Source organism: Actinokineospora enzanensis DSM 44649 (genome assembly GCF_000374445.1).
GTDB lineage: Bacteria > Actinomycetota > Actinomycetes > Mycobacteriales > Pseudonocardiaceae > Actinokineospora > Actinokineospora enzanensis.
Window position 1 is genome coordinate 60,633 of record NZ_KB894414.1, and the last position, 21,568, is coordinate 82,200.

The 21,568-nt window shown below is 69.2% G+C and carries 23 protein-coding genes; 12 read left to right on the forward strand and 11 right to left on the reverse strand.

Features of this window, described 5'->3' with window-relative positions; translation table 11 throughout:
* Positions 1 to 82 precede the first annotated feature (82 nt).
* Complete coding sequence (locus C503_RS0116130; RefSeq protein ID WP_018683256.1) at positions 83 to 931, forward strand: helix-turn-helix domain-containing protein; 849 nt, start codon at positions 83 to 85, stop codon at positions 929 to 931.
* Positions 932 to 1,140: 209 nt separating this feature from the next.
* Here C503_RS0116130 and C503_RS0116135 read toward each other — a convergent pair whose 3' ends face one another.
* On the reverse strand, positions 1,141 to 1,842 hold the full coding sequence (locus C503_RS0116135) for a uracil-DNA glycosylase (protein ID WP_018683257.1): 702 nt from the start codon (positions 1,840 to 1,842) through the stop codon (positions 1,141 to 1,143).
* A 39-nt stretch (positions 1,843 to 1,881) separates the two neighbouring features.
* Between C503_RS0116135 and C503_RS0116140 the strand changes: the two genes are divergently transcribed.
* The 5 genes from C503_RS0116140 (at position 1,882) to C503_RS39585 (ending at position 6,376) form a co-directional block, all read left to right on the forward strand.
* On the forward strand, positions 1,882 to 3,354 hold the full coding sequence (locus C503_RS0116140; RefSeq protein WP_018683258.1) for a S10 family peptidase: 1,473 nt from the start codon (positions 1,882 to 1,884) through the stop codon (positions 3,352 to 3,354).
* A 102-nt stretch (positions 3,355 to 3,456) separates the two neighbouring features.
* On the forward strand, positions 3,457 to 4,632 hold the full coding sequence (locus C503_RS0116145) for a helix-turn-helix domain-containing protein (protein ID WP_018683259.1): 1,176 nt from the start codon (positions 3,457 to 3,459) through the stop codon (positions 4,630 to 4,632).
* Positions 4,633 to 4,791: 159 nt separating this feature from the next.
* Positions 4,792 to 5,007, forward strand: coding sequence for a hypothetical protein (locus tag C503_RS0116150; RefSeq protein ID WP_018683261.1), 216 nt, complete (start codon positions 4,792 to 4,794; stop codon positions 5,005 to 5,007).
* A gap of 161 nt (positions 5,008 to 5,168) precedes the next feature.
* A complete protein-coding gene (locus tag C503_RS45960; RefSeq protein WP_018683262.1) occupies positions 5,169 to 5,321 on the forward strand; it encodes a hypothetical protein in 153 nt (50 codons plus the stop codon).
* A complete protein-coding gene (locus tag C503_RS39585) occupies positions 5,318 to 6,376 on the forward strand; it encodes an NsdA family TPR-like regulatory protein (protein ID WP_018683263.1) in 1,059 nt (352 codons plus the stop codon). The genes C503_RS45960 and C503_RS39585 overlap by 4 nt, the downstream gene beginning before the upstream one ends.
* Positions 6,377 to 6,383: 7 nt before the next feature.
* Here the strand turns inward: C503_RS39585 and C503_RS0116160 are convergent, their stop codons facing one another.
* The 7 genes from C503_RS0116160 to C503_RS42685 all read right to left on the reverse strand — a co-directional run bounded on the left by C503_RS0116160 (position 6,384) and on the right by C503_RS42685 (position 14,640).
* Positions 6,384 to 7,382 carry an ABC transporter ATP-binding protein gene (locus C503_RS0116160; protein ID WP_018683264.1) on the reverse strand — a complete coding sequence of 333 codons (999 nt, stop codon included), beginning with the start codon at positions 7,380 to 7,382 and terminating at the stop codon, positions 6,384 to 6,386.
* Positions 7,375 to 8,373 carry an ABC transporter ATP-binding protein gene (locus C503_RS0116165; RefSeq protein ID WP_018683265.1) on the reverse strand — a complete coding sequence of 333 codons (999 nt, stop codon included), beginning with the start codon at positions 8,371 to 8,373 and terminating at the stop codon, positions 7,375 to 7,377. The genes C503_RS0116160 and C503_RS0116165 overlap by 8 nt, the downstream gene beginning before the upstream one ends.
* A 25-nt stretch (positions 8,374 to 8,398) precedes the next feature.
* On the reverse strand, positions 8,399 to 9,355 hold the full coding sequence (locus C503_RS0116170) for an ABC transporter permease (RefSeq protein WP_018683266.1): 957 nt from the start codon (positions 9,353 to 9,355) through the stop codon (positions 8,399 to 8,401).
* Positions 9,348 to 10,277, reverse strand: a complete 930-nt coding sequence (locus tag C503_RS0116175; protein WP_018683267.1) for an ABC transporter permease — start codon at positions 10,275 to 10,277, stop codon at positions 9,348 to 9,350. The genes C503_RS0116170 and C503_RS0116175 overlap by 8 nt, the downstream gene beginning before the upstream one ends.
* 76 nt (positions 10,278 to 10,353) lie before the next feature.
* Entirely contained in the window at positions 10,354 to 12,009 is a 1,656-nt protein-coding gene (locus C503_RS0116180) for a peptide ABC transporter substrate-binding protein (RefSeq protein ID WP_026316360.1), read from the reverse strand.
* 274 nt (positions 12,010 to 12,283) lie between these two features.
* Positions 12,284 to 13,255, reverse strand: coding sequence for a Ppx/GppA phosphatase family protein (locus C503_RS0116185; RefSeq protein WP_018683269.1), 972 nt, complete (start codon positions 13,253 to 13,255; stop codon positions 12,284 to 12,286).
* Positions 13,256 to 13,362: 107 nt separating this feature from the next.
* Positions 13,363 to 14,640 carry a lytic transglycosylase domain-containing protein gene (locus tag C503_RS42685; RefSeq protein WP_018683270.1) on the reverse strand — a complete coding sequence of 426 codons (1,278 nt, stop codon included), beginning with the start codon at positions 14,638 to 14,640 and terminating at the stop codon, positions 13,363 to 13,365.
* Between the two features lie 312 nt (positions 14,641 to 14,952).
* On the opposite strand from C503_RS42685, the gene C503_RS0116195 reads away from it, so the two are divergent.
* Positions 14,953 to 16,572 (forward strand): acyl-CoA dehydrogenase family protein, encoded by a 1,620-nt coding sequence (locus C503_RS0116195; RefSeq protein ID WP_018683271.1) that lies wholly within the window; start codon positions 14,953 to 14,955, stop codon positions 16,570 to 16,572.
* Between the two features lie 103 nt (positions 16,573 to 16,675).
* Positions 16,676 to 17,296 carry a VanZ family protein gene (locus tag C503_RS0116200; RefSeq protein ID WP_026316361.1) on the forward strand — a complete coding sequence of 207 codons (621 nt, stop codon included), beginning with the start codon at positions 16,676 to 16,678 and terminating at the stop codon, positions 17,294 to 17,296.
* Here C503_RS0116200 and C503_RS0116205 read toward each other — a convergent pair.
* The 3 genes from C503_RS0116205 to eno are packed head-to-tail and all read right to left on the reverse strand — an operon-like array spanning position 17,243 to position 19,564.
* A complete protein-coding gene (locus C503_RS0116205) occupies positions 17,243 to 17,743 on the reverse strand; it encodes a DUF501 domain-containing protein (protein ID WP_018683272.1) in 501 nt (166 codons plus the stop codon). The genes C503_RS0116200 and C503_RS0116205 overlap by 54 nt on opposite strands.
* Entirely contained in the window at positions 17,740 to 18,273 is a 534-nt protein-coding gene (locus C503_RS0116210) for an FtsB family cell division protein (protein WP_018683273.1), read from the reverse strand. The genes C503_RS0116205 and C503_RS0116210 overlap by 4 nt, the downstream gene beginning before the upstream one ends.
* 4 nt (positions 18,274 to 18,277) lie before the next feature.
* Positions 18,278 to 19,564: a phosphopyruvate hydratase gene (gene eno / locus C503_RS0116215; protein ID WP_018683274.1), complete on the reverse strand. Its 1,287-nt coding sequence runs from the start codon at positions 19,562 to 19,564 to the stop codon at positions 18,278 to 18,280.
* Between the two features lie 142 nt (positions 19,565 to 19,706).
* On the opposite strand from eno, the gene C503_RS0116220 reads away from it, so the two are divergent.
* The 4 genes from C503_RS0116220 (at position 19,707) to C503_RS0116230 (ending at position 21,528) form a co-directional block, all read left to right on the forward strand.
* The gene (locus tag C503_RS0116220; protein WP_018683275.1) at positions 19,707 to 20,093 is read left to right on the forward strand and encodes a tetratricopeptide repeat protein; all 387 of its coding nucleotides are present in this window, start codon (positions 19,707 to 19,709) and stop codon (positions 20,091 to 20,093) included.
* Positions 20,094 to 20,189: 96 nt separating this feature from the next.
* Positions 20,190 to 20,444: a hypothetical protein gene (locus C503_RS45965; RefSeq protein WP_018683276.1), complete on the forward strand. Its 255-nt coding sequence runs from the start codon at positions 20,190 to 20,192 to the stop codon at positions 20,442 to 20,444.
* Positions 20,441 to 21,109 carry a DddA-like double-stranded DNA deaminase toxin gene (locus C503_RS44595; RefSeq protein WP_156893258.1) on the forward strand — a complete coding sequence of 223 codons (669 nt, stop codon included), beginning with the start codon at positions 20,441 to 20,443 and terminating at the stop codon, positions 21,107 to 21,109. The genes C503_RS45965 and C503_RS44595 overlap by 4 nt, the downstream gene beginning before the upstream one ends.
* Positions 21,106 to 21,528 carry an Imm1 family immunity protein gene (locus C503_RS0116230; RefSeq protein ID WP_018683277.1) on the forward strand — a complete coding sequence of 141 codons (423 nt, stop codon included), beginning with the start codon at positions 21,106 to 21,108 and terminating at the stop codon, positions 21,526 to 21,528. The genes C503_RS44595 and C503_RS0116230 overlap by 4 nt, the downstream gene beginning before the upstream one ends.
* Positions 21,529 to 21,568 lie beyond the last annotated feature (40 nt).

Consider the following 21,568-nt stretch of genomic DNA (forward strand, 5'->3'; position numbering starts at 1 on the left):
GCCACGTGGCAGACAGCTACCTGACGGCTCCCTCGATAGTATGACAGCCGGTAGTCGAAGTGATCGTCCGAGCGGAGCCACGATGACCAGACAGCGGGACCCCCGGTTCTCCAAGCGGCAGCTCGGCAGGCTGCTGCGCACGTTCCGTGAGCAGGCGGGCAAGACCCAGCCCGAAGTGGCCGCCCGGATGGACTGGTCCGTTTCGAAACTGATTCGCATCGAAAAGGCGGCGGTCGGCGTGTCCACCACCGACCTGCGGGCGCTGCTGACCGAGTACGGCATGCACGACGACGAGCTCGTCACCGACCTCACCAACGTGGCCAAGGAAAGCCGCGAGCAGCCCTGGTACGCCCAGTTCGACTCGGTGACCAGCGAGCCTTTCCGCAGGCTGCTGGCCTACGAGGGCTCCGCGGTGGCCATCCACCAGTTCCACCCGCTGCTGGTCCCAGGCCACCTGCAGACCCGCGAGTACGCGCGCGCCGTGCTGGCCACCGTGTACTCCGGCGCCGAGCTGGACCTGGCCCTGGAGGCCAGGATGCAGCGCCAGCAGCGGCTGGCCGAGGAGCCGCCGCGGCTGGTCATGCTGATCGACGAGGGCGCGGTGCGGCGCGAGATCGGCGGCCGCGAGGTGCTGCACGAGCAGCTGCGCCACCTGCTGGTCCGCACGTCCGAGCCGACCACCTGCGTGCGCGTGGTGCCCTACGGCGCGGGCGCGCACCCGGGGCTGGCAGGCGCGTTCGTGTTGCTGGAGCTGGACGAGGAGATCAGCGACACGGTCCTGTTCGAGGAGACCGCGGGCAAGGACTACCTGGCCAACGGTGACAGTGACGTGGTCACGGCGGCGTGGGAGCGGTTCCTCGCCATCGAGCAGTCGGCGCTCACCGAGGCCGAGACCGTCACGCTGCTGCGCGGTCTGCTCGGCGAGAACTGACCACCGCATTCCCGGTCTCGTTTTCTCGACCAGCACGTGATCACCCGGTGAAGGTTTCCCGGAATGGGGGGAAAATCGTCCGGCCGGGACACCCGCCCGGACACCGCGACGACCACGGATTTCACCGGGTACGGTCGCGGACTTTTGGCACGGCCCACCGGACAATCGGCCCGGCGAGACCGCTCCCGACCAGCCGGAATGGCGGGCGGTCAGGCGAGTCCGGCGGCCGTCTTGGCGGCGGTGAGCACGTCCTCGACCATGGCCGGGGTCAGCCTGCCGGTGAACGTGTTCTGCTGGCTGACGTGGTAACACCCGAACACCGACAGCGGCGGGCCGTCGTCCCGGGCAGCCAGGTCGTACCGGACGCCGTGGCCGAACCGGGGGCGCGGTACCGGGACGACCCACGCCGTGTGCAGGATCGGTAGCAACGCCTGCCAACCGAACGCGCCCAGTATGACCACGCTGCGCAATGTCGGGCGGAGCAGCGCGAGTTCGCGGACAAGCCAGGACCGGCAGTTGTCCCGTTCTTCCGTGGTCGGTTTGTTGGCGGGCGGCGCACACTTCACCGGCGCGGTGATCCGGGTGCCGTACAGCTCCAATCCGTCACCGATGTGCGTGGCGGTCGGCTGCGAGGCCAGGCCCACCGCGTGCATGGCGGCGTAGAGCACCTCGCCCGATTTGTCCCCGGTGAACATCCGGCCGGTGCGGTTGGCGCCGTGCGCGGCCGGGGCCAACCCGACGATGCCGATCGCGGCGTCCGGCGGACCGAAGCCGGGCACCGGGCGGCCCCAGTACGTCTGGTCGCGGAACGCCGCGCGCTTGACCCTGGCCACCTCCTCCCGCCAGGCGACCAGGCGGGGGCAGGCGCGGCAGGCGGTGACGTCGCGGTCGAGGTCGGCGAGGCTGCTCACCCCGCCAATACTGCTACGGATCGCCACTAAGGTCTGGACATGGCATCCACGGACTCCGACGACGACCAGCCCACGGCTGTCGTCGAACCCACCGACGACCTGGTCACCACCGCGCACTCGCTGACCGTGCGCAGGCGCAAGCTCAACTACACGGCCACCACGGGCAGGCTCGTGCTGCGCAAGGAGGTGGTCACCGAGGGCAAGTTCGAGGGCCACCAGCCCAAGGCCGAGGTGTTCCTCACCGCCTACACCCTGGACGGGGCCGACCCGGCCCGCCGCCCGGTGACCTTCGCGTTCAACGGCGGGCCGGGGGCGGCCAGCATCTGGCTGCACCTGGGGGTGCTCGGGCCGCGCCGGGTGGTGTCCGGCGACGCGGGCGAGCTCGCGGAGCCGCCGTACGGGCTGGTCGACAACGCGGAGACGCTGCTCGCGCACAGCGACCTGGTGTTCATCGACCCGGTCAGCACCGGCTACTCGCGGGCGGCGCGCGGGGAGAAGCCGGGCGAGTTCCACGGCTTCCAGGCCGACCTGGAGTCGGTCGGCGAGGTCATCCGGCTGTGGACGACCCGCAACGGCCGGTGGCTGTCGCCCAAGTTCCTGGCGGGCGAGTCCTACGGGACCACCCGGGCCGCCGGGCTGGCCCACCACCTGCAGACCCGGCATGGTCTGTACCTGAATGGTCTGATCCTCGTCTCGGCCGTGCTCGACTTCGCGACCCTGCAGTTCACCAGCGGCAACGACCTGCCGTACCCGCTCTACCTGCCCACCTACGCGGCCATCGCGCACCACCACGGCCTGCACGGGGACCGGTCGCTGCGCGAGGTGCTGGACGAGGCCGAGTCCTACGCCGCCCGGGACTACCCGTACCTGCTGGCCCGGGGCAGCCGCCTGTCCACTGAGGAGCGGGCCGGGGCGGTGGCCACGCTGGCCCGGCTGACCGGGCTGTCCGAGGACTACGTGGACCGCTCGGACCTGCGGATCGAACACGTTCGCTTCTTCACCGAGATATTGCGGGACCGCAAACGCACGGTCGGCCGGATGGACGGTCGGTTCCTCGGCTGGGAGGCCGACTACGTGCGTGACCGGTTCACCGACGACCCGTCGATCTCCGGCATCATCGGCGCCTACACCGCTGGTATGAACCACTACCTGCACACGGAACTGGCCTACCCCAACGACTTGCCGTACGAGGTACTGAGCATGGACGTGAACCGGGCCTGGTCGTACAAGGAGTTCGAGAACGCCTACGTGTCGGTCCTGGACAAGCTGGCCGCGGCCATGCGGGCCAACCCGGCGCTGCGGGTCCATGTCGCATCCGGGTACACCGACGGCGCCACCCCCTACTTCGCCACCGAGCACTCGTTGGCACAGCTGGACATTCCGGCCGAGCTGCGGGACAACATCGAGGTTTCCTACTACGAGGCCGGACACATGATGTACGTCCACGAGCCGTCCCGGCTGCGCCAGTCGAAGGACATCGCGGCGTTCGTGAACCGAAGCACCAGCCGCTAAGCGGTGCCCACGCCGACCCCGACGCCGTAACCTGGGGCCGAGGCTCCCGGCCCGGTGGCCGGGAGCGCGGTCTCAAGCCTCCCTTCGGCGAAGGGGTCGAGCGTGAGCGACATCGGACGAAGGCTCCGGCAGATCCGCAACGCCCGCGGCAAGTCGCTGGCGGTGGTCGCGGGTCTGGCCGGGATCTCGCCGTCATACCTGAGCAGGCTGGAGTCGGGGCACCGCGCGCTGGACCGGCGATCGCTGATCGTCGCCCTGGCCAGGGCGCTGGACGTGGCCCCCACGGAGATCACCAACGCGGCGCTGACCACGCCAGGCGAGGCCGAGGAGGACCGGGCCCTCGGCGCGGTGCGGCTGGCCCTGTTCGCGGCGAGCATGCACGCCCCGCGCGGGCGGGTGTGCGGGGCGGACGAGCTGGACGCCCGCGCAACGGACCTGCTGAACCGGCAGCGCGACTGCGACTACGCGACGGTCGGTACCCGGTTACCGGGGCTCATCAACGACCTGCACACCACCCTGGAGTCGGGCGCGCACACCCGCGACGTGCTGCGGCTGCTCGTGACGACGCACGTGCAGGGCACCCAGGCGTGGCTCGGCGACATCGGCGCCAGCCAGGACCTCGCCTGGCAGGCCGCGACCATGGCCGCGGACGCGGCACAGCGGCTGGCCGAGCCGGTGGCGCTGGCGGTCAGCGGGTTCGGCATGGCGTTCGGGCTGATCGGGGCGGGTGGCTTCGAGCTGGCCGACGAGGTGCTGGACGCCACCGACCCGGGCACCACGGACAACGTCGAGCTGCAGATGTCGGGCATGCTCACGCTGGCCCGCTCGCTGGTCGCCGCCTCCCGGGGCAACCAGTCCGAGCGGGTCGCCGCCCTCGACCAGGCCGAGGACCTGGCCCGGTTCGCGGGCGAGGGCAACGCGATGTGGTTCGGCTTCGGCCCGGCGAACGTCGGCGTGTGGCGGATGTCGGTGGCCCTGGAGGCGGGCGAGCACGGTGAGGCGGCCCGGATCGCGGCCACCATCGACCCCGACGCGTTACCCTCCCCCACCCGCCGCTCCGCCTACTGGCGCGAGTACGGCCGAGCCCTGGCCCGCATGCCCAACCGCCGCGACGACGCGGTGATGATGCTGCGCAAGGCCGAACGCATTTCCCCGGCCCGGGTACACCGGCACCCGTTCATACACTCGATCCTCTCCGAACTCCTCGCTCGCGCCCGCGATGACGCCATCGGCCGGGAATTGCGCGGCCTGGCCTACCGATCCGGTCTCCTGACGTAGTCATGCCCGGTTGTCCAGACCTTGCCTGCGCCGAACGGGGGACCTTGCCACTGTGGCAAGGGGCGTTGTCGGCCCGCTCCTACCGTTGACCGCGGTGGAGGAGGTGATGGACGTGGTCGGGGAGATCGGGTCCGCGATCCGGAAAAGGGGTGGCGCGGTTTGACGGCGACCCCGGAGCAGGTCGACACGGCACGGGCGCTCGTCCTGCTAGCCGCCAAGCTCGACACGCTACCCGCACGATTGCGCGACTACGCCTCCGGTCTGATCATCGGCTGGGCCTCGCCCGAGCAGGCCGATGCCTTGGCCGCGGCCCTGGAAGAGACGGCACGACAGGTGCGCGTCAACCGCCCGCAGTTCGTGCTGACCATGGAATAACCCCGCCACCGCAACGGCAGCGGGTCCCGTCGGTGGTCCTGGCGGGGCTCGCTGCCATCCAGTGTGGACGGACATTGTGGATATTCGACGTTCATCTGAAATGGACACTGGAACGCGAGTCCACTATCGATGATTCCTCACCGAACAACCAGGGAGCCCACGTGGACAACGCGAAGCTCCGCGAGTTGATGGCGGAGGTGGAGATCAGCAACACCGCGCTGGCCGTGCCGTGGTCGCCGCTGGGCGGCGGGAAGGCATCCACCTCGGTACTGGCCCGACGTCCGTCAAGCGGATGCTGGCAGGACGGGACATGAAGCGACGGAACTTCCTGGTGGGATCCGCTTTCACCGCTGCGGCGTTCGCCGAGCCCGCACTGTTCGCACTCACCACGCCGCAGGTGGAGGGTGTGGCGCGGGCGACGGGCGGACGGATCGGCCTGGCGGAGGCGGAGATCGTCCATGAGAACGTGGTGCACCTTCGGCGGCTCGACCACCAGTACGGCTCAGGGCGGGTGCGTGAACAGGTGGTGCGGTTGCTCGGTCACGAGGCCGCCAGGGCCCGTCAGGGCTCCTACTCGGAGACAACCGGCCGCGCGCTGCTGGGCGCGGTGGCCCGGCTCGCGGACTTGGCCGCCGGTACGTCCATCGATATCGGCAGGCACGCATTGGCCCAGCGCCACCAGATCCAGGCGCTGAACCTGGCTGTTGGCGCGGGTGACCGGATGTTCGCCGCTGACGTGTTGGTTCGCATGAGCCACATGGCCGTACTAGTCGGGCAGGGGGCGCCGACGACCGACGGCAGGCGCCGCAACGCACGACAAGGTCTGGCGCTTGCTCGCGCGGGTCGCTCACTCGCGGGTACCGCTCCTATTCCGACGTTGACCACGGCATTGCACGCCGTTGAAGCCCGCGGGCACGCCCTTCTCGACGACGCGGTCGAGACACGCCGGTCGATGCGGGCAGCCGAACTTGCCTATGCCCGAACACGGCCAAGCGCCGAGCCGGATCACCTCCACTATGCGGAAGGGCAGTTCGCTGCGGACCTCGGGCGATGTCTGCGGGACATCGGTGACGGCCAGGAGAGCGTGCGTGAGCTGACCCGGGCCCTCGACACCAACCCGCCACACCGGGTACGCAGCCGGTGCATCATAGAGGCCGACTTGGCCGCCTCCTACCTCGTCACCGGTGAGCACGAGCAGGCCGCGAGCCTCGGGCGAACCGCCGTCCGCACAGCGACGACGATGACATCGGCACGCGTCACCGAGCGTCTTCGCGTATTGCGGAGTCAGGTCCGCGCCCAGCCTCGATCGTCCGGACAGCTCACCGACCTGGACAGCCGCGTCACCCGGCTCTTGGCCGACAATCCATGACCACCGGTCACGGGACGACGGAGCGTTCCTCCGCGAAGTGGCAGGCGCTCGGGTGGCCGCCGACCCGGGTGATCAGCTCCGGTTCCTCGGTGGCGCACACCTCCTGCGCCTTCCAGCACCGAGTCCGGAAGCGACACCCCGACGGCGGGTCCACCGGGCTCGGCACGTCGCCCTCCAGTCGGATGATCTGGCGTTGGCCGCGCAGGTCCGGGTCCGGTACCGGGACCGCCGACAGCAGGGCCTGCGTGTACGGGTGGGTCGGGTGTTCGTACAGTTCCGCCTCGGTGCCGATCTCCACGATCTTGCCGAGGTACATCACCGCCACCCGGTCCGACAGGTGGCGGACCACCGACAGGTCGTGCGCGATGAACACATAGGACAGGCCGAACTCCTGCTGCAGCTCCCCAAGCAGGTTCATCACCTGCGCCTGGATCGACACGTCCAGCGCGGACACCGGCTCGTCGCAGATGATGACCTTGGGGCGGAGGGCGAGGGCGCGGGCGATGCCGATGCGCTGGCGTTGGCCGCCGGAGAACTGGTGCGGGTAGCGGTTGATGTGCTCGGGGTTGAGGCCGACCACGTCCAGCAGGTCCTGCACCCGTTTGCGGCGGTCCCCCTTCGGCGCGACCTCGGCGTGGATCTCGAACGGCTCGCCGACGATGTCGCCGACCGTCATGCGCGGGTTGAGCGAGGTGTACGGGTCCTGCAGCACGATCTGGATGTCGCGGCGCAGCTTGCGCAGGGCCGCGCCCTTGAGGTCCAGCACCTCCTGACCCTCGAACCGGACCGCGCCCGCGGTAGCGGGTTCCAGTCGCATGAGGACCTGGGCGAGGGTGGACTTGCCACAGCCCGACTCGCCGACCACGCCAAGGGTCTCGGCGCGGGCGAGGTCGAACGACACGCCGTCCACCGCGCGGACGTGGCCGACGGTGCGCTTGAACACCACGCCCATCCGGACGGGGAAGTGCTTGACCAGGTCGCGGACTTCCAGGATGGGGTCACTCACCGGAGATCAGCTCCTCGGCGAAATGGCAGGCGCTGAGCCTGCCCGCGGCCGGTCGGTGGGCGGGCGGGACGTCGGTGCGGCACACGTCCCGCACCCGCGGGCAGCGGGGGTGGAACGGGCAACCCGCCGGGATGTCGATCAGGCTGGGCGGCAGGCCCTTGATGGTGTTCAGCCGCGCGCCCTTCAGGTCAAGGCGCGGCAACGAGTCCAGCAGCGCCTGCGTGTACGGGTGGCCGGGCTGCCGGTAGAGCGAGACCGCGTCCGACTGCTCCACGATCCGGCCCGCGTACATGACCGCGATCCGGTCCGCCACCTCGGCGACCACGCCAAGGTCGTGGGTGATCAGGATCAGGCCCATGTGCCGGTCCAGCTGGATCTCCCGCAGCAGGTCCATGATCTGCGCCTGCACCGTCACGTCCAGCGCGGTGGTCGGCTCGTCCGCGATCAGCAGCTCCGGGTCCAGCGCCAGCGACATGGCGATCATCGCGCGCTGCCGCATGCCGCCGGAGAACTCGTGCGGGTACTGCCGGACCCGGTCCCGCGCGTTCGGGATCCGCACCTGGTCGAGGAGTTCGACGGCACGCTTGCGCGCGTCCCGACGGGACATTCCCCGGCGCACCCGCAGCTGTTCCTCGATCTGGAACCCCACGGTGAACACCGGGTTCAACGCGGACAGCGCGTCCTGGAAGATCATCGCGATGCCCGAGCCGCGCACCTCCCGGCGCCGCTTGGCCGAGGCGGCCAACAGGTTCTCGCCGTGGTAGCGGACCTCGCCGCCGGTGATGACGCCGGGCGGCGTGTCCAGGATACCCATGATCGTCTGCGCGGTCACGCTCTTGCCGGAGCCGGACTCGCCGAGCACGGCCAGCGTCTCGCCTGCCTCGACCCGGTAGCTCACCCCGTTGAGCACCTTGGCCACCCCGTCCCTGGTGCGGAACTCGACGAACAGCTCGTCGACCGCCAGCAGCGGCCCGGCCGCCTCGCTGTCCACTATGGACTCGACTGTCACCTGGGTCCTACCTCGTCTTCGGGTCGAGCGCTTCGCGCACGGCGTCGCCGAGCATCACGAAGGCCAGCACGGTCGCGGTCAGGAACGCCGCCGGGAACAGCAGGGTGTGCGGGGCGATCCGGAGGAAGTCGCGCGAGTCGGCGATCATCACGCCCCAGGACACCACCGGCGCGTGCAGCCCGATGCCCAGGAAGGACAGGGTCGCCTCGGCGCCGATGAAGCCGCCGAGCGCGATGGTCGCGTAGACCAGCACCGGCGCCAGGATGTTGGGCAGCAGGTGCCGCAGGATGATCCGGGACGTGCTCGCGCCCAGCGCGCGGGCCGCCTTCACATAGTCCTGCTGCTTGGCCGTGATCGCCGCGGCGCGGGTGATGCGCATGCACGCGGGCCAGGACAGCACCGAGATGGAAAGGATCACCAGCAGCGTGATCTCGGTCGCCGAAGAGCCGCCGGTGGCCCGGAAGCTGGACAGGATGACGATCGCGCCGAGCACGAACGGCAGTCCGAAGAAGATGTCCGCGACGCGCGACATCACCGCGTCCACCCAGCCGCCGTGGTATCCGGCGAGCAGCCCGAGGGTGCCGCCGAGCAGCACGGTGAACACCGTCGCGCTGATGCCAACGACGATCGAGGCGCGCGCGCCGTAGATGGTGCGGGCGAAGATGTCCGCGCCCTGGTTGTCGTAGCCGAACCAGGCCTGCGCGGACGGGCCCAGCCTGCTGCGGTCGAGGTCGGCGTAGTTCGGGTCGACCGAGGTGAACAGCGACGGCCACGCCGCCATCAGCAGCACCAGCAGGATCAACGCGGCGGAGATGATGAACCGGGGCCGCCTGCGCAGGTCGTACCAGGCGTCGGAGGCGAGGCTGCGCGGTTTGCCCGGCTTGGTCTGGACGTGTTCCGCGCCGGTGACGAACTCGCTCGCGGACACCGCCGCGCCGGAGGCCGCGGTGCTCGGGTCAGTCATAGCGGATCCTTGGGTCGAGGACGGCGTAGAGCAGGTCCACCAGCAGGTTCGCCAGCAGGTAGACGACCACCAGCAGCGAGACCACGCCGGTGACGGTCGCGCCGTCCTTGCCGAGGATGCCGTCGTAGACCAGGAAGCCGATGCCCTTGATGTCGAAGATGCCCTCGGTGACGATCGCACCGCCCATCAGGGCACCGAGATCGGTCCCGAGGTAGGTCACCACGGGGATGGCGGAGTTGCGCAGCAGGTGCACGCCGACCACGCGGCGCGGCGGCTGCCCCTTGGCGATCGCGGTGCGCACGTAGTCCGCGCGTCTGTTCTCCGCGATCGAGGTGCGCGTCAGCCGGGCCACATAGGCCATGGAGAGGCTGCCGAGCACGAACCCTGGCGCGATCAGCTGCCCCCAGGGGGCCGGGGAGTCGGTCACCGTCGGCGTGATCCATTGCAGCTCGTAGCCGAGCAGGATCTGCAGCGCGAACCCGGTCACGAACACCGGCAGCGAGATCAGGAACAGCGTGGAGACCAGGGTCAGGCTGTCCACGAAACCCCGCCCACGCAGGCCGGACAGGATGCCCGCGGCCAGCCCGATGACCGCCTCGATGAGCAGCGCGACCAGGGCGAGGCGCAGCGTGTTCGGGTATGCCTCGTTGATCAGCGAGCCGATCGCGACCTCGCTGGAGTTCTCGCCGAAGTCACCGGTGAGCAGCTTCCCCAGGTACTTGAGGTACTGCAGGACCAACGGGTCGTCCAGGTTGAACTTCTCGGTCATCTTGGCGATGTAGGTGGGATCGCACGGCTTCTCGCCGCACTTCCCGGCGAACCGGTCGCCGGGCAGGCTCCACACCAGCCAGTAGATCAGGAACGTGGTCCCGACGAACACCGGGACCAGCTGCAGCAGACGGCGGAGGACGTAGCGTCCCATCGGAATCTCCCAACCCGGCGCCGGGCCGGACGCGCGGGGTGACCGCGCGCCCGGCCCGGACAGGCACTGGTGGCGACTACTTCTTCTTTACCGTCACCGTGGTGAGGTCCAGCTCCTTCTGGGTGTTCAGCCGGACGTCGCCGAGCCGCTGGGACCAGCCGAACTGGGCGGTCTCGTTCCACAGCGGAATGGTCGGCAGATCGTCCCGGAGTACCTGCTCGGCCTGCTGGTACAGCTTGTTCGCCTGCTCGACGGTCGGCGCGGCGTCCGCCTGGTCCATCAGCCCGTCGAACTTGGGGCTGCTGTAGGTGGAGTCGTTGGACGAGGCGTTGGTCCGGTAGAGCTGGCTGAGGAAGTTCTCGATGGACGGGTAGTCCGCGATCCAGCTGGCCCGGAACAGGCCGGTCATCTTCCGGTCGTCGATCAGCGTCCTGGTCTCGCCGAAGGTCGGGATCGGCTGGTAGGTGCAGTCCAGGCCGAGCGTGTTCTTGATGCTGTTGCAGGCCGCGGTCATCCACTCCTTGTGGCCGCCGTCGGCGTTGGCGATCAACGTGATCGGGCCGTGGTAGCCGGACTTGTCCAGCGACTCCTTGGCCTTCGCCGGGTTGAACGTGCAGATCTCGCCGCACTGGCCCTTGGCGTAACCGGGGACGGCGGGGTTGACCCAGCCGTCGGCGGCGACCCGGGTGCCCTCGAAGATCTTGTTCACGATCTCGTCCCGGTTGATCGCCATCGAGATGGCCTTGCGCAGGTCCACGTTCTGGTAGGTCGGGTCGTACAGCGGGAACATCAGGGCCTGGTTGCCCATGTACGGCAGCGAGCCGTTGCGCTTGTCCAGGTCCTTCTTGTACTGGCCGCCCGCGATGCCGGTGGGCGGGATCTTGTCCAGGAAGTCCAGCGAACCGGAGACGACCGCGGTGTAGGCGGCCTCGTTGGTCTGGAACATCTTGAACGTGAGGTCCTTGAACTTCGGCTTGTCCTGGCCGGAGTAGCCGTCGAAACGGGTCAGCTTGATCTCGGTGCCCGGCTTGCGCGAGACGAAGCTGAACGGCCCGTTGCCGATCGGCTTGCTCTCGAATGCCTTCGGGTCGGCGAAGAAGGAGTCCGGCAGCGGGAAGAACGCGCTGTAGCCCAGCTTGATGGCGAACACCGAGAACGGGGAGCTCAGCGTGACCTGGAAGCTGTAGTCGTCGAGGACCTTGAGGCCGGACATCTCCTTGGCCACCGGCGTCGGCGCCTGCTGCGGGCCGTCCTTGCCGTCCGGGTCCGAGGTGTGCACGTCCTCGTAGCCCTGCACCTGCTCGAAGAAGCTGGCGGCGAGCTGCCCGTTGGGGCTGTATGCGGTGTAGTTCCAGGCATCCACGAAGTTCTTGGCCTTGACCTCGGTGCCGTCGTGGAACTTCCAGCCGTGCTTGAGGGTGATCGTGTAGACCTTGGAGTCGGTGGTCTCGATCTTGTCCGCGACCGCGTTGGTTGACTCGGCGGTGAGCGGGTCGTACCTGGTCAGGCCGGTGAACAGGGCGCGGACGACCTTGCCGCCACCGGTTTCCACGGTGTTGCCGGGCACCAGCGGGTGCTGCGGCTCGGTGTCGAAGGCGGACAACGCGCCGTTCGGGTCGACGCTCCCGGAGCCGGCGTCGCCACCGCTGTCCCCGCTCGCGCCGCACCCGGCGATCGTGAGCGCGAGTGCCACCGGCAGCACGGACACCGCTATCCAGCGCGGTCTGCGCATGGGTCTCCCTCCCGAGACTAGTTCGACGTGGTCGGCCGGTTCTGCCGACCGCCGCGCCGATCCCGGAGCGGAAGCCCGCTCCGAAAGTGAGAGGAAGTTAACCGGTGGCATGAGGCGCCGAGCATTCGCGGACGTCACAAAGCAGTCACAATCATCCCAGATTCATCCATTCGGGGGATGGTTAAAACTGGGAATGACCGGTAATCGAACACCAATTCTGTGACGGTCGAGTGACGAGTCCTGGTTGTGACAACAACGTTTTATCCAGTTTATGTCACGGACGGTCGGCGTTTTCCACGATGGACAAGGCGATTCCGTCGAGAATGTCGTGTTCACTCACCGACAACCGCTCGATCGGCGCGGTGCCGATGATGTGCCGGGCCAGCGCGCGCACCACCAGCGCCCCGCCTGCGATCACGTCGACCCGGCCCGGGTGCATGGCCGGGATCGCGGCCCGCTCGTCGTGCGTGGCGGCCAGCAGCCGCCCGGTGATCCCCTCGATGTCCGCGCCGGACAGCGCGCTCAGGTGGATCCGGTCGGGGTCGTAGGCGGGCAGGTCCTGCGCGATGGCGGACAGCGTGGTCACCGTGCCCGCCACGCCCACCCAGGTGCGCGCCTCGGCCACCGGGACCGCGGCGAAGGCCTCCGCCAGCACCTCCACGGCCACCGCGTCGGCTGCGGCGATCTCGTCGGCCGTGGGCGGGTCGGAGCGCAGGCACCGCTCGGTGAGCCGCACACAGCCGATGTCGACCGACTTGGCGGCCCGCACGACGGCGCGGGTGCCGTCCCAGTCGCCCAGCACCAGCTCCGTCGAGCCGCCGCCGACGTCCGCGACCAGGAACGGGCCGTCCTCGGGTGCCAGCTCTCCCACCGCGCCCACGAACGACAGCCGGGCCTCCTCCGCGCCGCTGATCACCTCGGCCTCGACACCGAGCACCGCATGGGTCATGGCGAAGAACTCGTCCCGGTTGGCCGCGTCCCGGGTGGCGGAGGTGGCCACCATGCGGACCTGCTCGACTCCCTTGCGGCGCAGCACACCCACGTAGTCGGCGAGCGCGTCCGCGGTGCGCTGCAAGGCCTCCGGGGCCAATCGGCCGGTCGCGTCAACGCCCTGGCCCAACCGGACCACGCGCATCTCCCGGTGCAGGTCACGCAGCGAGAACGACCCGTCGTGCCGCTCGGTGACCTCCGCGACCAACAGCCGCAGCGAATTCGTACCGCAATCGATGGCGGCGACCCTGTTCATGCCCAGCAGCCTAGGGATGGGGTGTGTCACGCGCTCGGTCCGGTATGGACGTCGGAAGCCGCCCACACCGTGGCGTGGGCGGCTTCCAGTCGATCGCTTGTCCGGTATCAGGTGGTCGGCAGTGCCGATCCGACCGCACCGGTCGTGGTGGCGCCAGCCGCCGGGGTCGTCGTCGGGGTGACGCACGGCTCCGGCGTGGTCGGGGCGCCCGCGGGGGTCGTGGTGGTGGTCGGGGTCGTGGTGGGCACGACCTCGGTGCACGACGGCGTGGTGGTGACCGGCGGGGTGGTCGTCGACGGCTCGGTGGTCGTCGTCGGCTGTGTCGTCTGCGTGGTCTGCGTGACCGTGCTGCTCGGCGCGGTGGTGCTCGACCCACCCGGCTGCGTCGTCGTCGACGGCGGCACGCTCGGGTTCTGCGACGGGCTCACCCCGTCCACCGGCGGCGGGACCGGCGACGGGCCCGGCGTGATGGTGGCGGTGGGCAGCACGGGCGCGGGCAGCGCCAACTGCTGCACCGGCCCGGCGTGCGAGTCGGCGACCGGCGTGACGCCCTTGCCGTAGGCGTCGGCCCAGACCAGGACCGTGCGCACGTAGCTGTCCGAGTGGTTGTAGCGGAACACCGCCGCCGCCCGCTGCTGCGGGTTCGACACGTCCAGACCACCCGAGCACAGGTACTTCGCCGCGCCGAGCGCCGCGTCGAACACGTTGTTCGGGTCGGTCTGGCCGTCGCCGTTACCGTCCGAGGCGTAGCCGCGCCAGGTGGACGGGATGAACTGCATCGGGCCGACCGCGCGGTCCCAGCGGGCGTCGCCGTCGTAGCGGCCGCCGTCGGTGTCGGCGATCGCGGCGTACCCGCCGCCGTTGAGCACCGGGCCCAGGATCGGCGCGACCGTGCGCCCGGTGGCGTCGACCCGGCCGCCGCGCGCGTGGTTGGACTCGATGCGCCCGATGCTGGCCAGCAGCGGCCAGTCCAGGTGGCAGTTCGGCGTGGTGGTGGCCATCGTCTGCGCGGCGCGCATGTAGGCCTGCAGCATGGTCCCGGGGATGTTGTTCGTCCCGGTCGGGACCGGGATCGGGGGACCGGCGGTGTAGGCCAGCAGATCCGGGTTGCCCGCCAGGTCGAGCACCTCCTGGCCGAGCTTGTCGTCGGCGGGCGCCGAACCGTCGACACCGACCTCGGCCGGGTCGGTCATGCCGTTCAGGCCGCCACCCGCCTGCGCGGCGAGCGCCGAGGCGGTCTGCATGTCGTAGAGCGCCACCGGGGCGCCCGCGCCGACGGCGGGGACCAATAACAGCGCGCCCGCGGCCGCGACCGCCCCGCGCCTGCGCTTGGTCTGCTGCCGGTGCTTCCCGACCTTCCTACCTCCGGTTCTGCGCGCACTCACCCTGAACCCCGCCCCTCGACCATCGTGTGTCCGCCGGCTCGCGCCGACCCGTACTCGCGTCCCGGCCATCTACCCTGCCGCATCTCGGGCGCCGAGTCATCGTCAACGCGGAGATGGGGCCAGATGTCTTCACGTTCCGCCCTTTCGTCCGTCCGTTGTTAACTCTGTCGTCAAACCAACAGTCAAACCAACCGTCAAACCGAGCGCCCCGGCCGGGGGGCAGCGGTCCCCGGCGGCGCACCGCCGGGCCACGCCTGGGACGTAACGCTAGATCGCCCCGGTTGCCCCTGCCACGGGTATTACTCTCCGGTAATGACCGCGACGCGCCCGCTGGACCACACCCACGAGGTGGCCAACCAGGCACCACCCGTGCATCGCCTCGACCCGCTCGCGTGTGACCCGACGCTGGTCAGCGCGGTTCGGGCGTTCGGATCCGGGGCGGTACTGTCCTCGTTGGAGCCTGTCGCGAAAGAGGCGTGGGCGGTGGAAAGCCGGCAACAGGGAAGGCTCGCCAACGACCATCCACCGACCCTCCGTACGCACGACCGGTACGGCAACCGGATCGACGAGGTCGAGTTCCACCCGTCCTGGCACTGGCTCATGGACCGCGCCGTCGCCCATGGCCTGCACGCGGCACCATGGGCCCCGGACGCGGGCCCGCACGCGCATCTACGCCGGGCGGCGGCATTCACACTGTGGTCCCAGATGGAGGCAGGCCACGGCTGCCCGATCTCGATGACGTACGCGGCTGTCCCGGCCCTGCGGCACGCGCCGGAACTGGCGGAACAGTTCGAACCCGGCCTGCGGTCGACCGTCTACGACCCGGGACTTCGGTCCCCTTCGGACAAAGCCGGGCTGCTGGCGGGTATGTCGATGACTGAGAAACAGGGTGGATCCGACGTCCGGACAAACACGACAACCGCGACTCCCGTGGGAGACGGGACGTATTCGCTGGTGGGGCACAAGTGGTTCACGTCGGCACCGATGAACGACCTGTTCCTGACCCTCGCCCAGGCGCCTGGCGGGCTCACATGTTTCCTGCTGCCGCGGGTGTTGCCCGACGGGACGCGCAACGCGGTGCGGTTGCAGCGGTTGAAGGACAAGTTGGGGAACAAGTCCAACGCCTCCGCAGAACTGGAGTACATGGGGGCGATCGCGTGGCGGGTCGGAGAGGAGGGGCGAGGGGTTCGCACGATCATCGAGATGGTGACGTTGACGCGGCTGGATTGTGTACTGGGATCGACGTCGAACATCCGGGCGGCGTTGACGTATGCAGCCCATCACGCGGCACATCGATCGGCTTTCGGCTCCATGCTGCGCGATCAGCCCGCGATGACGGCGGTCCTGGCCGACCTGGCGCTGGAGTCTGACGCGGCGACCGTGCTTGCCATGCGCCTGGCGTCCGAAGTGGACTCAGGCGGCGAGCTGCTGCGGATCGCGTTGCCCGCGGCGAAGTTCTATGTGTGCAAACGGGCGCCGGGAGTGGTGGCCGAGGCGCTGGAGTGCCTGGGCGGCAATGGGTATGTGGAGGAGTCGGAGCTGCCCCGGCTGTACCGGGAGGCGCCATTGATGTCGATCTGGGAGGGATCGGGGAATGTGACCGCGCTTGACGTGGTGCGCGCGGTTGATCGGTCTCCGTCCAGTGTGGATGCGTTGATGGCCGAGCTGGCTTTGACCGATGGCCTGGATTCACGGCTTGATGGGGCTGTGGCGGGATTGCGCGCTCTGGTTGCCGGGGCTAGGGCGGAGGGGGCTCGGTTGTTGGCCGAGCAGGTTACGTTGTGCTTGCAGGGGAGTTTGTTGGTTCGGTATGCGCCTGAGGTGGCGGAAGGATTCCTCGCCAGCCGGTTCGCGGGGACTGGCCGGGTGATGGGGGTGTTACCTCGGGGGGTGGATATTCGGGGATTGGTCGACCGAATCACGCCGAACTGATACCAAGCCGCAAATTGCAGTCGACTGTCGATACCTCTCGGCGCGAGAATCCGAGCTGCTACCCTGAGCAAGGGGTCGATCACCGGACGTCGAGGGGTGTCGGATGGAGCAACTCTGGCGGAGCTTCGGCAAGGTCATCCCGTTGACCTGGGCGATCCTGCCGATCCTGCTGATAGTCGGCTTGGTATTGACACTGCACAGGAAGCGCCGTATGCCCGCTCGTGCGGCGCTCATGAAGTCAGTGCTCGATATGCTCTCGCTCTTGTCTATCCTGCCGGTTCTTTATCTCGTCGCGTTTCCTGTTTTCGGTCCGACGGAAAACCATTCAGTCAGCCTCGTGCCAGGAGCGGAGATCTCGAAGGTCTTCGCGGAAGAGTCGAACCTCTGGCAAGCACTGGGAAACCTGGCCCTCCTGGCCCCGATTGGCGCGCTGGTGCCCATACGCTACCCCGCCGCCCGCACGTGGATCCGTTCCGGATTGATCCTGCTGGCAGCTTCCTGCGCCATCGAAGCTCTGCAATGGCTCCTCCCGCTCGGCAGGATCACAGCCGTCGATGACGTGATCCTGAACGTTACCGGCGGAATGCTCGGCGCGGCGCTCACCCGCTTCTGGTGGGGCCGAAGGCCAACCAGCCGCGAACGAACTGCGACACTCGTGAGGCACCCGACGTCAGTTGGTGCTGGGGGCCGCGCAGTCGCCGGTGGGCCAGGAGGTACCGAGTAGGGCCAGAGCCTCGTCACCGAACGGGTTCACGCCTGGGCCCGCGGCCAGCGAGTGGGCGATGTGGACGTGCAGGCATTTGACTCGGCCGGGCATGCCGCCCGCGGTCACCTGGGTGCCCAAGGGTTCGATGGCGTCGCGCTCGGCCAGGTAGGTCTCGTGGGCGCGGAGGTAGTGGGCCGCCAGGTCCGCGTCGGTGGACAACCGGTCCGTCATGTCCTTCATGACGCCGGTCGTCTCCAAGGTGCTCACCGCGGCCGCGAGTCGGGAGCACGTCAAGTAGTACAGCGTGGGGAACGGTGTGCCGTCCTCCAGCCGCGGGCTGGTCTGGATCACCGCCGGGTGGCCGCTCGGGCAGCGGGCGGCGATGGCGCGGATGGCGCGGGGCGGGCGGCCCAGCTGGACGGCGACGGTGTCGCGGTCGAGTTCGGTGACGGGTTCGAGGTTCACCGGCGCTCCCCCGTGACCGAGTCCCACAGCGACTGGTACCAGGCCTGTTGCGGGATCGGCTGGGTCGTTGCCTGGTCGCCCGCGCCCTGGTTGGCGGTGGGCGGCAGTTCGACCATGTAGGGGGTTTCTCCGGGCATCACGTAGCGCAGTCTCTCGCGGGCCTGGACGCGGATCTGTTCCGGGTCGGCCAGTTGTTCCTTGCGCCTGGTCAGGTCGTCGACCTGCTTGTGCAGTTCGGCCTGGCGGTGTTCCATCGCCTCAAGATCGGTGCGCTGGGACAGGTAGTTGCGCAACGGCACCGCCACGCTCAACGCCAGGGCGCAGACGACCGTGGCGACGACGGCCGCGCGGCGGGTGGTGGCCAGGCCGAGGACGCCGCCGCGTTTGCGGGACTTCTTCTGCTGGCCCGGTCGGGACTCCGACCGGGCCTGCGCGGTGGTCGGGCGCGTGCGCCGGGTTCGCTCCGGGCGGCGGGCCACGGTGGCGCGCTTGGCGGCTCGTCCGCCGCGTTCGGTGCCGCGCCCGACCATCGGCTCAGGACTCCGCGGTGAAGCGCGGGAAGGCGAGGTCGCCCGCGTAACGCGCGGCGTCGCCTAGGGTCTCCTCGATGCGCAGCAGCTGGTTGTACTTCGCGGTGCGCTCGCCGCGGGCCGGGGCGCCGGTCTTGATCTGGCCGACGCCGGTGGCCACGGCCAGGTCGGCGATGGTGGTGTCCTCGGTCTCGCCGGAGCGGTGGCTCATCATGCTGCGGTAGCCGTAGGAGGTGGCCAGGGTGACCGCGTCCAGGGTCTCGGACAGCGTGCCGATCTGGTTGACCTTCACCAGCAGCGCGTTCGCCGCGCGGCGGGCGATGCCCTCCTCCAGGCGGTCCGGGTTGGTGACGAACAGGTCGTCGCCGACCAGCTGTACGCGCTCGCCGAGCTCCGCGGTGAGCCGCACCCAGCCGTCCCAGTCGTCCTCGGCCAGCGGGTCCTCGATGGAGACCAGCGGGTACGCGTCGACCAGCTCGGTGTAGTACGCGGCCAGCTGCTCGGCGCTCTTCTTGGCGCCCTCGAAGCTGTAGGCGCCGTCGGAGTAGAACTCGGTGGCCGCCACGTCCAGGGCCAGCGCGATGTCGCGGCCCGCGGTGTAGCCCGCCTTCTCGATGGCCTGCAGGATCAGGTCAAGCGCCTCGCGGTTGTTGCCAAGGCTCGGCGCGAACCCGCCCTCGTCGCCGAGGCCGGTGGCCAGGCCCTTTGACTTCAGCACCGACTTGAGCGAGTGGTAGACCTCGGTGCCCCAGCGCAGCGCCTCGCGGAAGCTCTCCGCGCCGATCGGCGCGATCATGAACTCCTGGATGTCCACCTCGGTGTCGGCGTGCGCGCCGCCGTTGAGGATGTTCAGCATCGGCACCGGCAGCACGTGCGCGTTCGGGCCGCCCAGGTAGCGGAACAGCTCCAGGCCGGAGGACTCGGCGGCCGCCTTCGCCACCGCCAGCGACACGCCCAGGATGGCGTTCGCGCCCAGCCGGGACTTGTCCGGCGTGCCGTCCAGGTCGACCAGCTTCTGGTCCACGATCCGCTGGTCCACCGCGTCGACACCGGACAGCTCGGGCCCGATCTCGTCGAGCACCGCGGTCACGGCCTTTTCCACGCCCTTGCCGAAGTAGCGGTTGGCGTCACCGTCGCGCAGCTCCACGGCCTCGTGCTCGCCGGTCGAGGCGCCGGAGGGCACCGCGGCGCGGGCCAGTGTCCCGTCGTCCAGCATGACCTCCACCTCGACGGTGGGGTTGCCCCGCGAGTCCAGAATCTCTCGGGCACCGACCTGCTCGATGACTGCCACGTAGTTGCTCCTCACACCGCGTACGTACCACTCCAGGGTGAGCCTAGCGGTGCCGGTGCGCGTCCGGCCGCGCCCACGAGGGGGGATCGCTCACAATGCGGGGTCGAGGAACAGCGTTTTCCCGCGTAGTGTTGATCTGACTATGACGGAGGAGCCCGCCAACACCTTCGACGCGTTCCGCCACGCCGAGTCACTGGTGGCCCAACGCAGGCCGCTGGACGCCCTCGCGGCCCTCGGCCCCGTGCTCGACGCCGCCCCCGACGCCCCCAGCGTGCACCTGCTGGCAGGCCGCGCGTACCTCGGATCCGCCCAGCTCCGCCGCGCCGAACAGGCGTTCCTGCGGGTGCTGGAGCTGGACCCCACGGACCACTACGCCCGCTTCGCGCTCGGCAAGACCCTGCAACGGCAGAGTCGGCTCCCGGAAGCCCAGACCCAGCTGCGGATGGCCGTCGCGATGAACCCGCTGCCCGAGTACCAGGAAGCATTGGGCGAGGTCAACGCCCGAATGGCGGTCGAACGCGACCGGTAGTCGGCGGATACCGGTCATCACCGTGAGTACCCGGCCGGTCTCGGCGAAGATATCCCCGACCACCAGCCGACCCGGGCGACTTGGAGAATCCGGAGGATGAGCATCCAGGAGCAAGCCAACCAGCTCGCGGGCCTCGCCGACCGCGTGCCGACCGCCAACATCCAGCAGCTGAACAACGACCTGTCCGACCTCGCGAACCAGGTCTCCAGCATCCTCGGCGAGACCACCAGCGCGAACTCCGTCCGCTCCATCCTCGGCCAGGCCCAGAGCGTCGTGAACGACCTGGGCGGCCTGCTCGAACAAGCCCGCACCGAGATCACCAACGCGGCCCACCACCACCTCAACGGTTGATCCCGCAGTCCGCCGACCGGCTACGCGCCTTGGCCGTCCCGATCGCCGTGGCGAGATCCCTCACGGGGGAGATCGAGACGTGCGGTCAGGCAGTCGCGGAGCTGGTCGGCGAGCACGCGGTGGTGGGCACGTTCCGGGCGGCACTGGCTTGCGCGGAGCTGCTGGAGCGGGTGCTGGAGCAGTTGCGGACGGCACTCGACCAGGCCGCGGACCATCACGGCGCGGCGAGAACGGCAGCGTCTGCTGCCTCGGCGAATACCAGGGCCGCTCTACCGAAGCCACCTGCCCCAGGGAAAACACATGGTCGGTGGATCGATGGCCAGGGGCATACGGTCATCCTCACCAGCGGGCGAGGCAGCCAGTACTTCGATTCGGCGATCGCACGAGCCCGAGAGATCGGGCTCCCTCAGGGAAACACGACCGCCGAACCGGCCATCGTCCGGCATGTGGAAATACAGTTCGCCTGCCGGATGGCGGCAGAAGGGCTACGAGACGAAACCATCGAAATCAACCGGCGAGTGTGCGGGACCAGGTCGCGGGACCGGGATTGGCCGGAGACCTGCGATAAGCAGCTCCCCTATTTCCTACCGGAAGGTGCCAGGTTGACCGTGAAAGACGGCTCGTCCCCGCAGGGACGCGTCTATACAGGACGGAAACCAGAATGACTATCGAGGTCGGGTGGGATGTCGATCGAGCGGACGGCTTCTGCGAGGAAGTGGTCATGACGCTCACCACCCCCGACGACGTGGCGGAGTTCGTGCGACGGCTAGCTGAGCCCGGCGCACTCCACACACGTGTCGTTCACCGGGGACGGCCGTGGTTCGAAGAGCGAGAAGGCTACTTCGATCATGCCGTCTACGCGGCGATCCATGGTGACTATGCGTACCTGAGCTATCAGGACTACGTGATCGGCAAGCACTATTCTGTCGGCAGCCCCGATTCTCCCGGCGCCGAGTACGACGACGACGACTTTCCGCCCGGCTCCGGGATCACCACCGACCAACTCACCGACGCCATCACGGAGTTCCTGGTGACCAGCGAGCGGCCCGGGTGCCTCGCCTGGAAGCCGGCGGCTTTCGCTTGAGAGCGGGTATCCAGGCTGGGTGGGGCATCGAGAATGCGGA

Coding starts and splice junctions, on each gene's coding strand:
- C503_RS0116195 (WP_018683271.1), top strand. CDS start 14,953: ATGACCGCGACGCGCCCGCTGGACCACACCCACGAGGTGGCCAACCAG.
- C503_RS0116170 (WP_018683266.1), bottom strand. CDS start 9,355: ATGACTGACCCGAGCACCGCGGCCTCCGGCGCGGCGGTGTCCGCGAGC.
- C503_RS0116230 (WP_018683277.1), top strand. CDS start 21,106: ATGACTATCGAGGTCGGGTGGGATGTCGATCGAGCGGACGGCTTCTGC.
- C503_RS0116130 (WP_018683256.1), top strand. CDS start 83: ATGACCAGACAGCGGGACCCCCGGTTCTCCAAGCGGCAGCTCGGCAGG.
- C503_RS0116185 (WP_018683269.1), bottom strand. CDS start 13,255: ATGAACAGGGTCGCCGCCATCGATTGCGGTACGAATTCGCTGCGGCTG.
- C503_RS0116200 (WP_026316361.1), top strand. CDS start 16,676: ATGGAGCAACTCTGGCGGAGCTTCGGCAAGGTCATCCCGTTGACCTGG.
- C503_RS0116180 (WP_026316360.1), bottom strand. CDS start 12,009: ATGCGCAGACCGCGCTGGATAGCGGTGTCCGTGCTGCCGGTGGCACTC.
- C503_RS0116175 (WP_018683267.1), bottom strand. CDS start 10,277: ATGGGACGCTACGTCCTCCGCCGTCTGCTGCAGCTGGTCCCGGTGTTC.
- C503_RS0116210 (WP_018683273.1), bottom strand. CDS start 18,273: ATGGTCGGGCGCGGCACCGAACGCGGCGGACGAGCCGCCAAGCGCGCC.
- C503_RS0116220 (WP_018683275.1), top strand. CDS start 19,707: ATGACGGAGGAGCCCGCCAACACCTTCGACGCGTTCCGCCACGCCGAG.
- C503_RS45965 (WP_018683276.1), top strand. CDS start 20,190: ATGAGCATCCAGGAGCAAGCCAACCAGCTCGCGGGCCTCGCCGACCGC.
- C503_RS39585 (WP_018683263.1), top strand. CDS start 5,318: ATGAAGCGACGGAACTTCCTGGTGGGATCCGCTTTCACCGCTGCGGCG.
- C503_RS0116140 (WP_018683258.1), top strand. CDS start 1,882: ATGGCATCCACGGACTCCGACGACGACCAGCCCACGGCTGTCGTCGAA.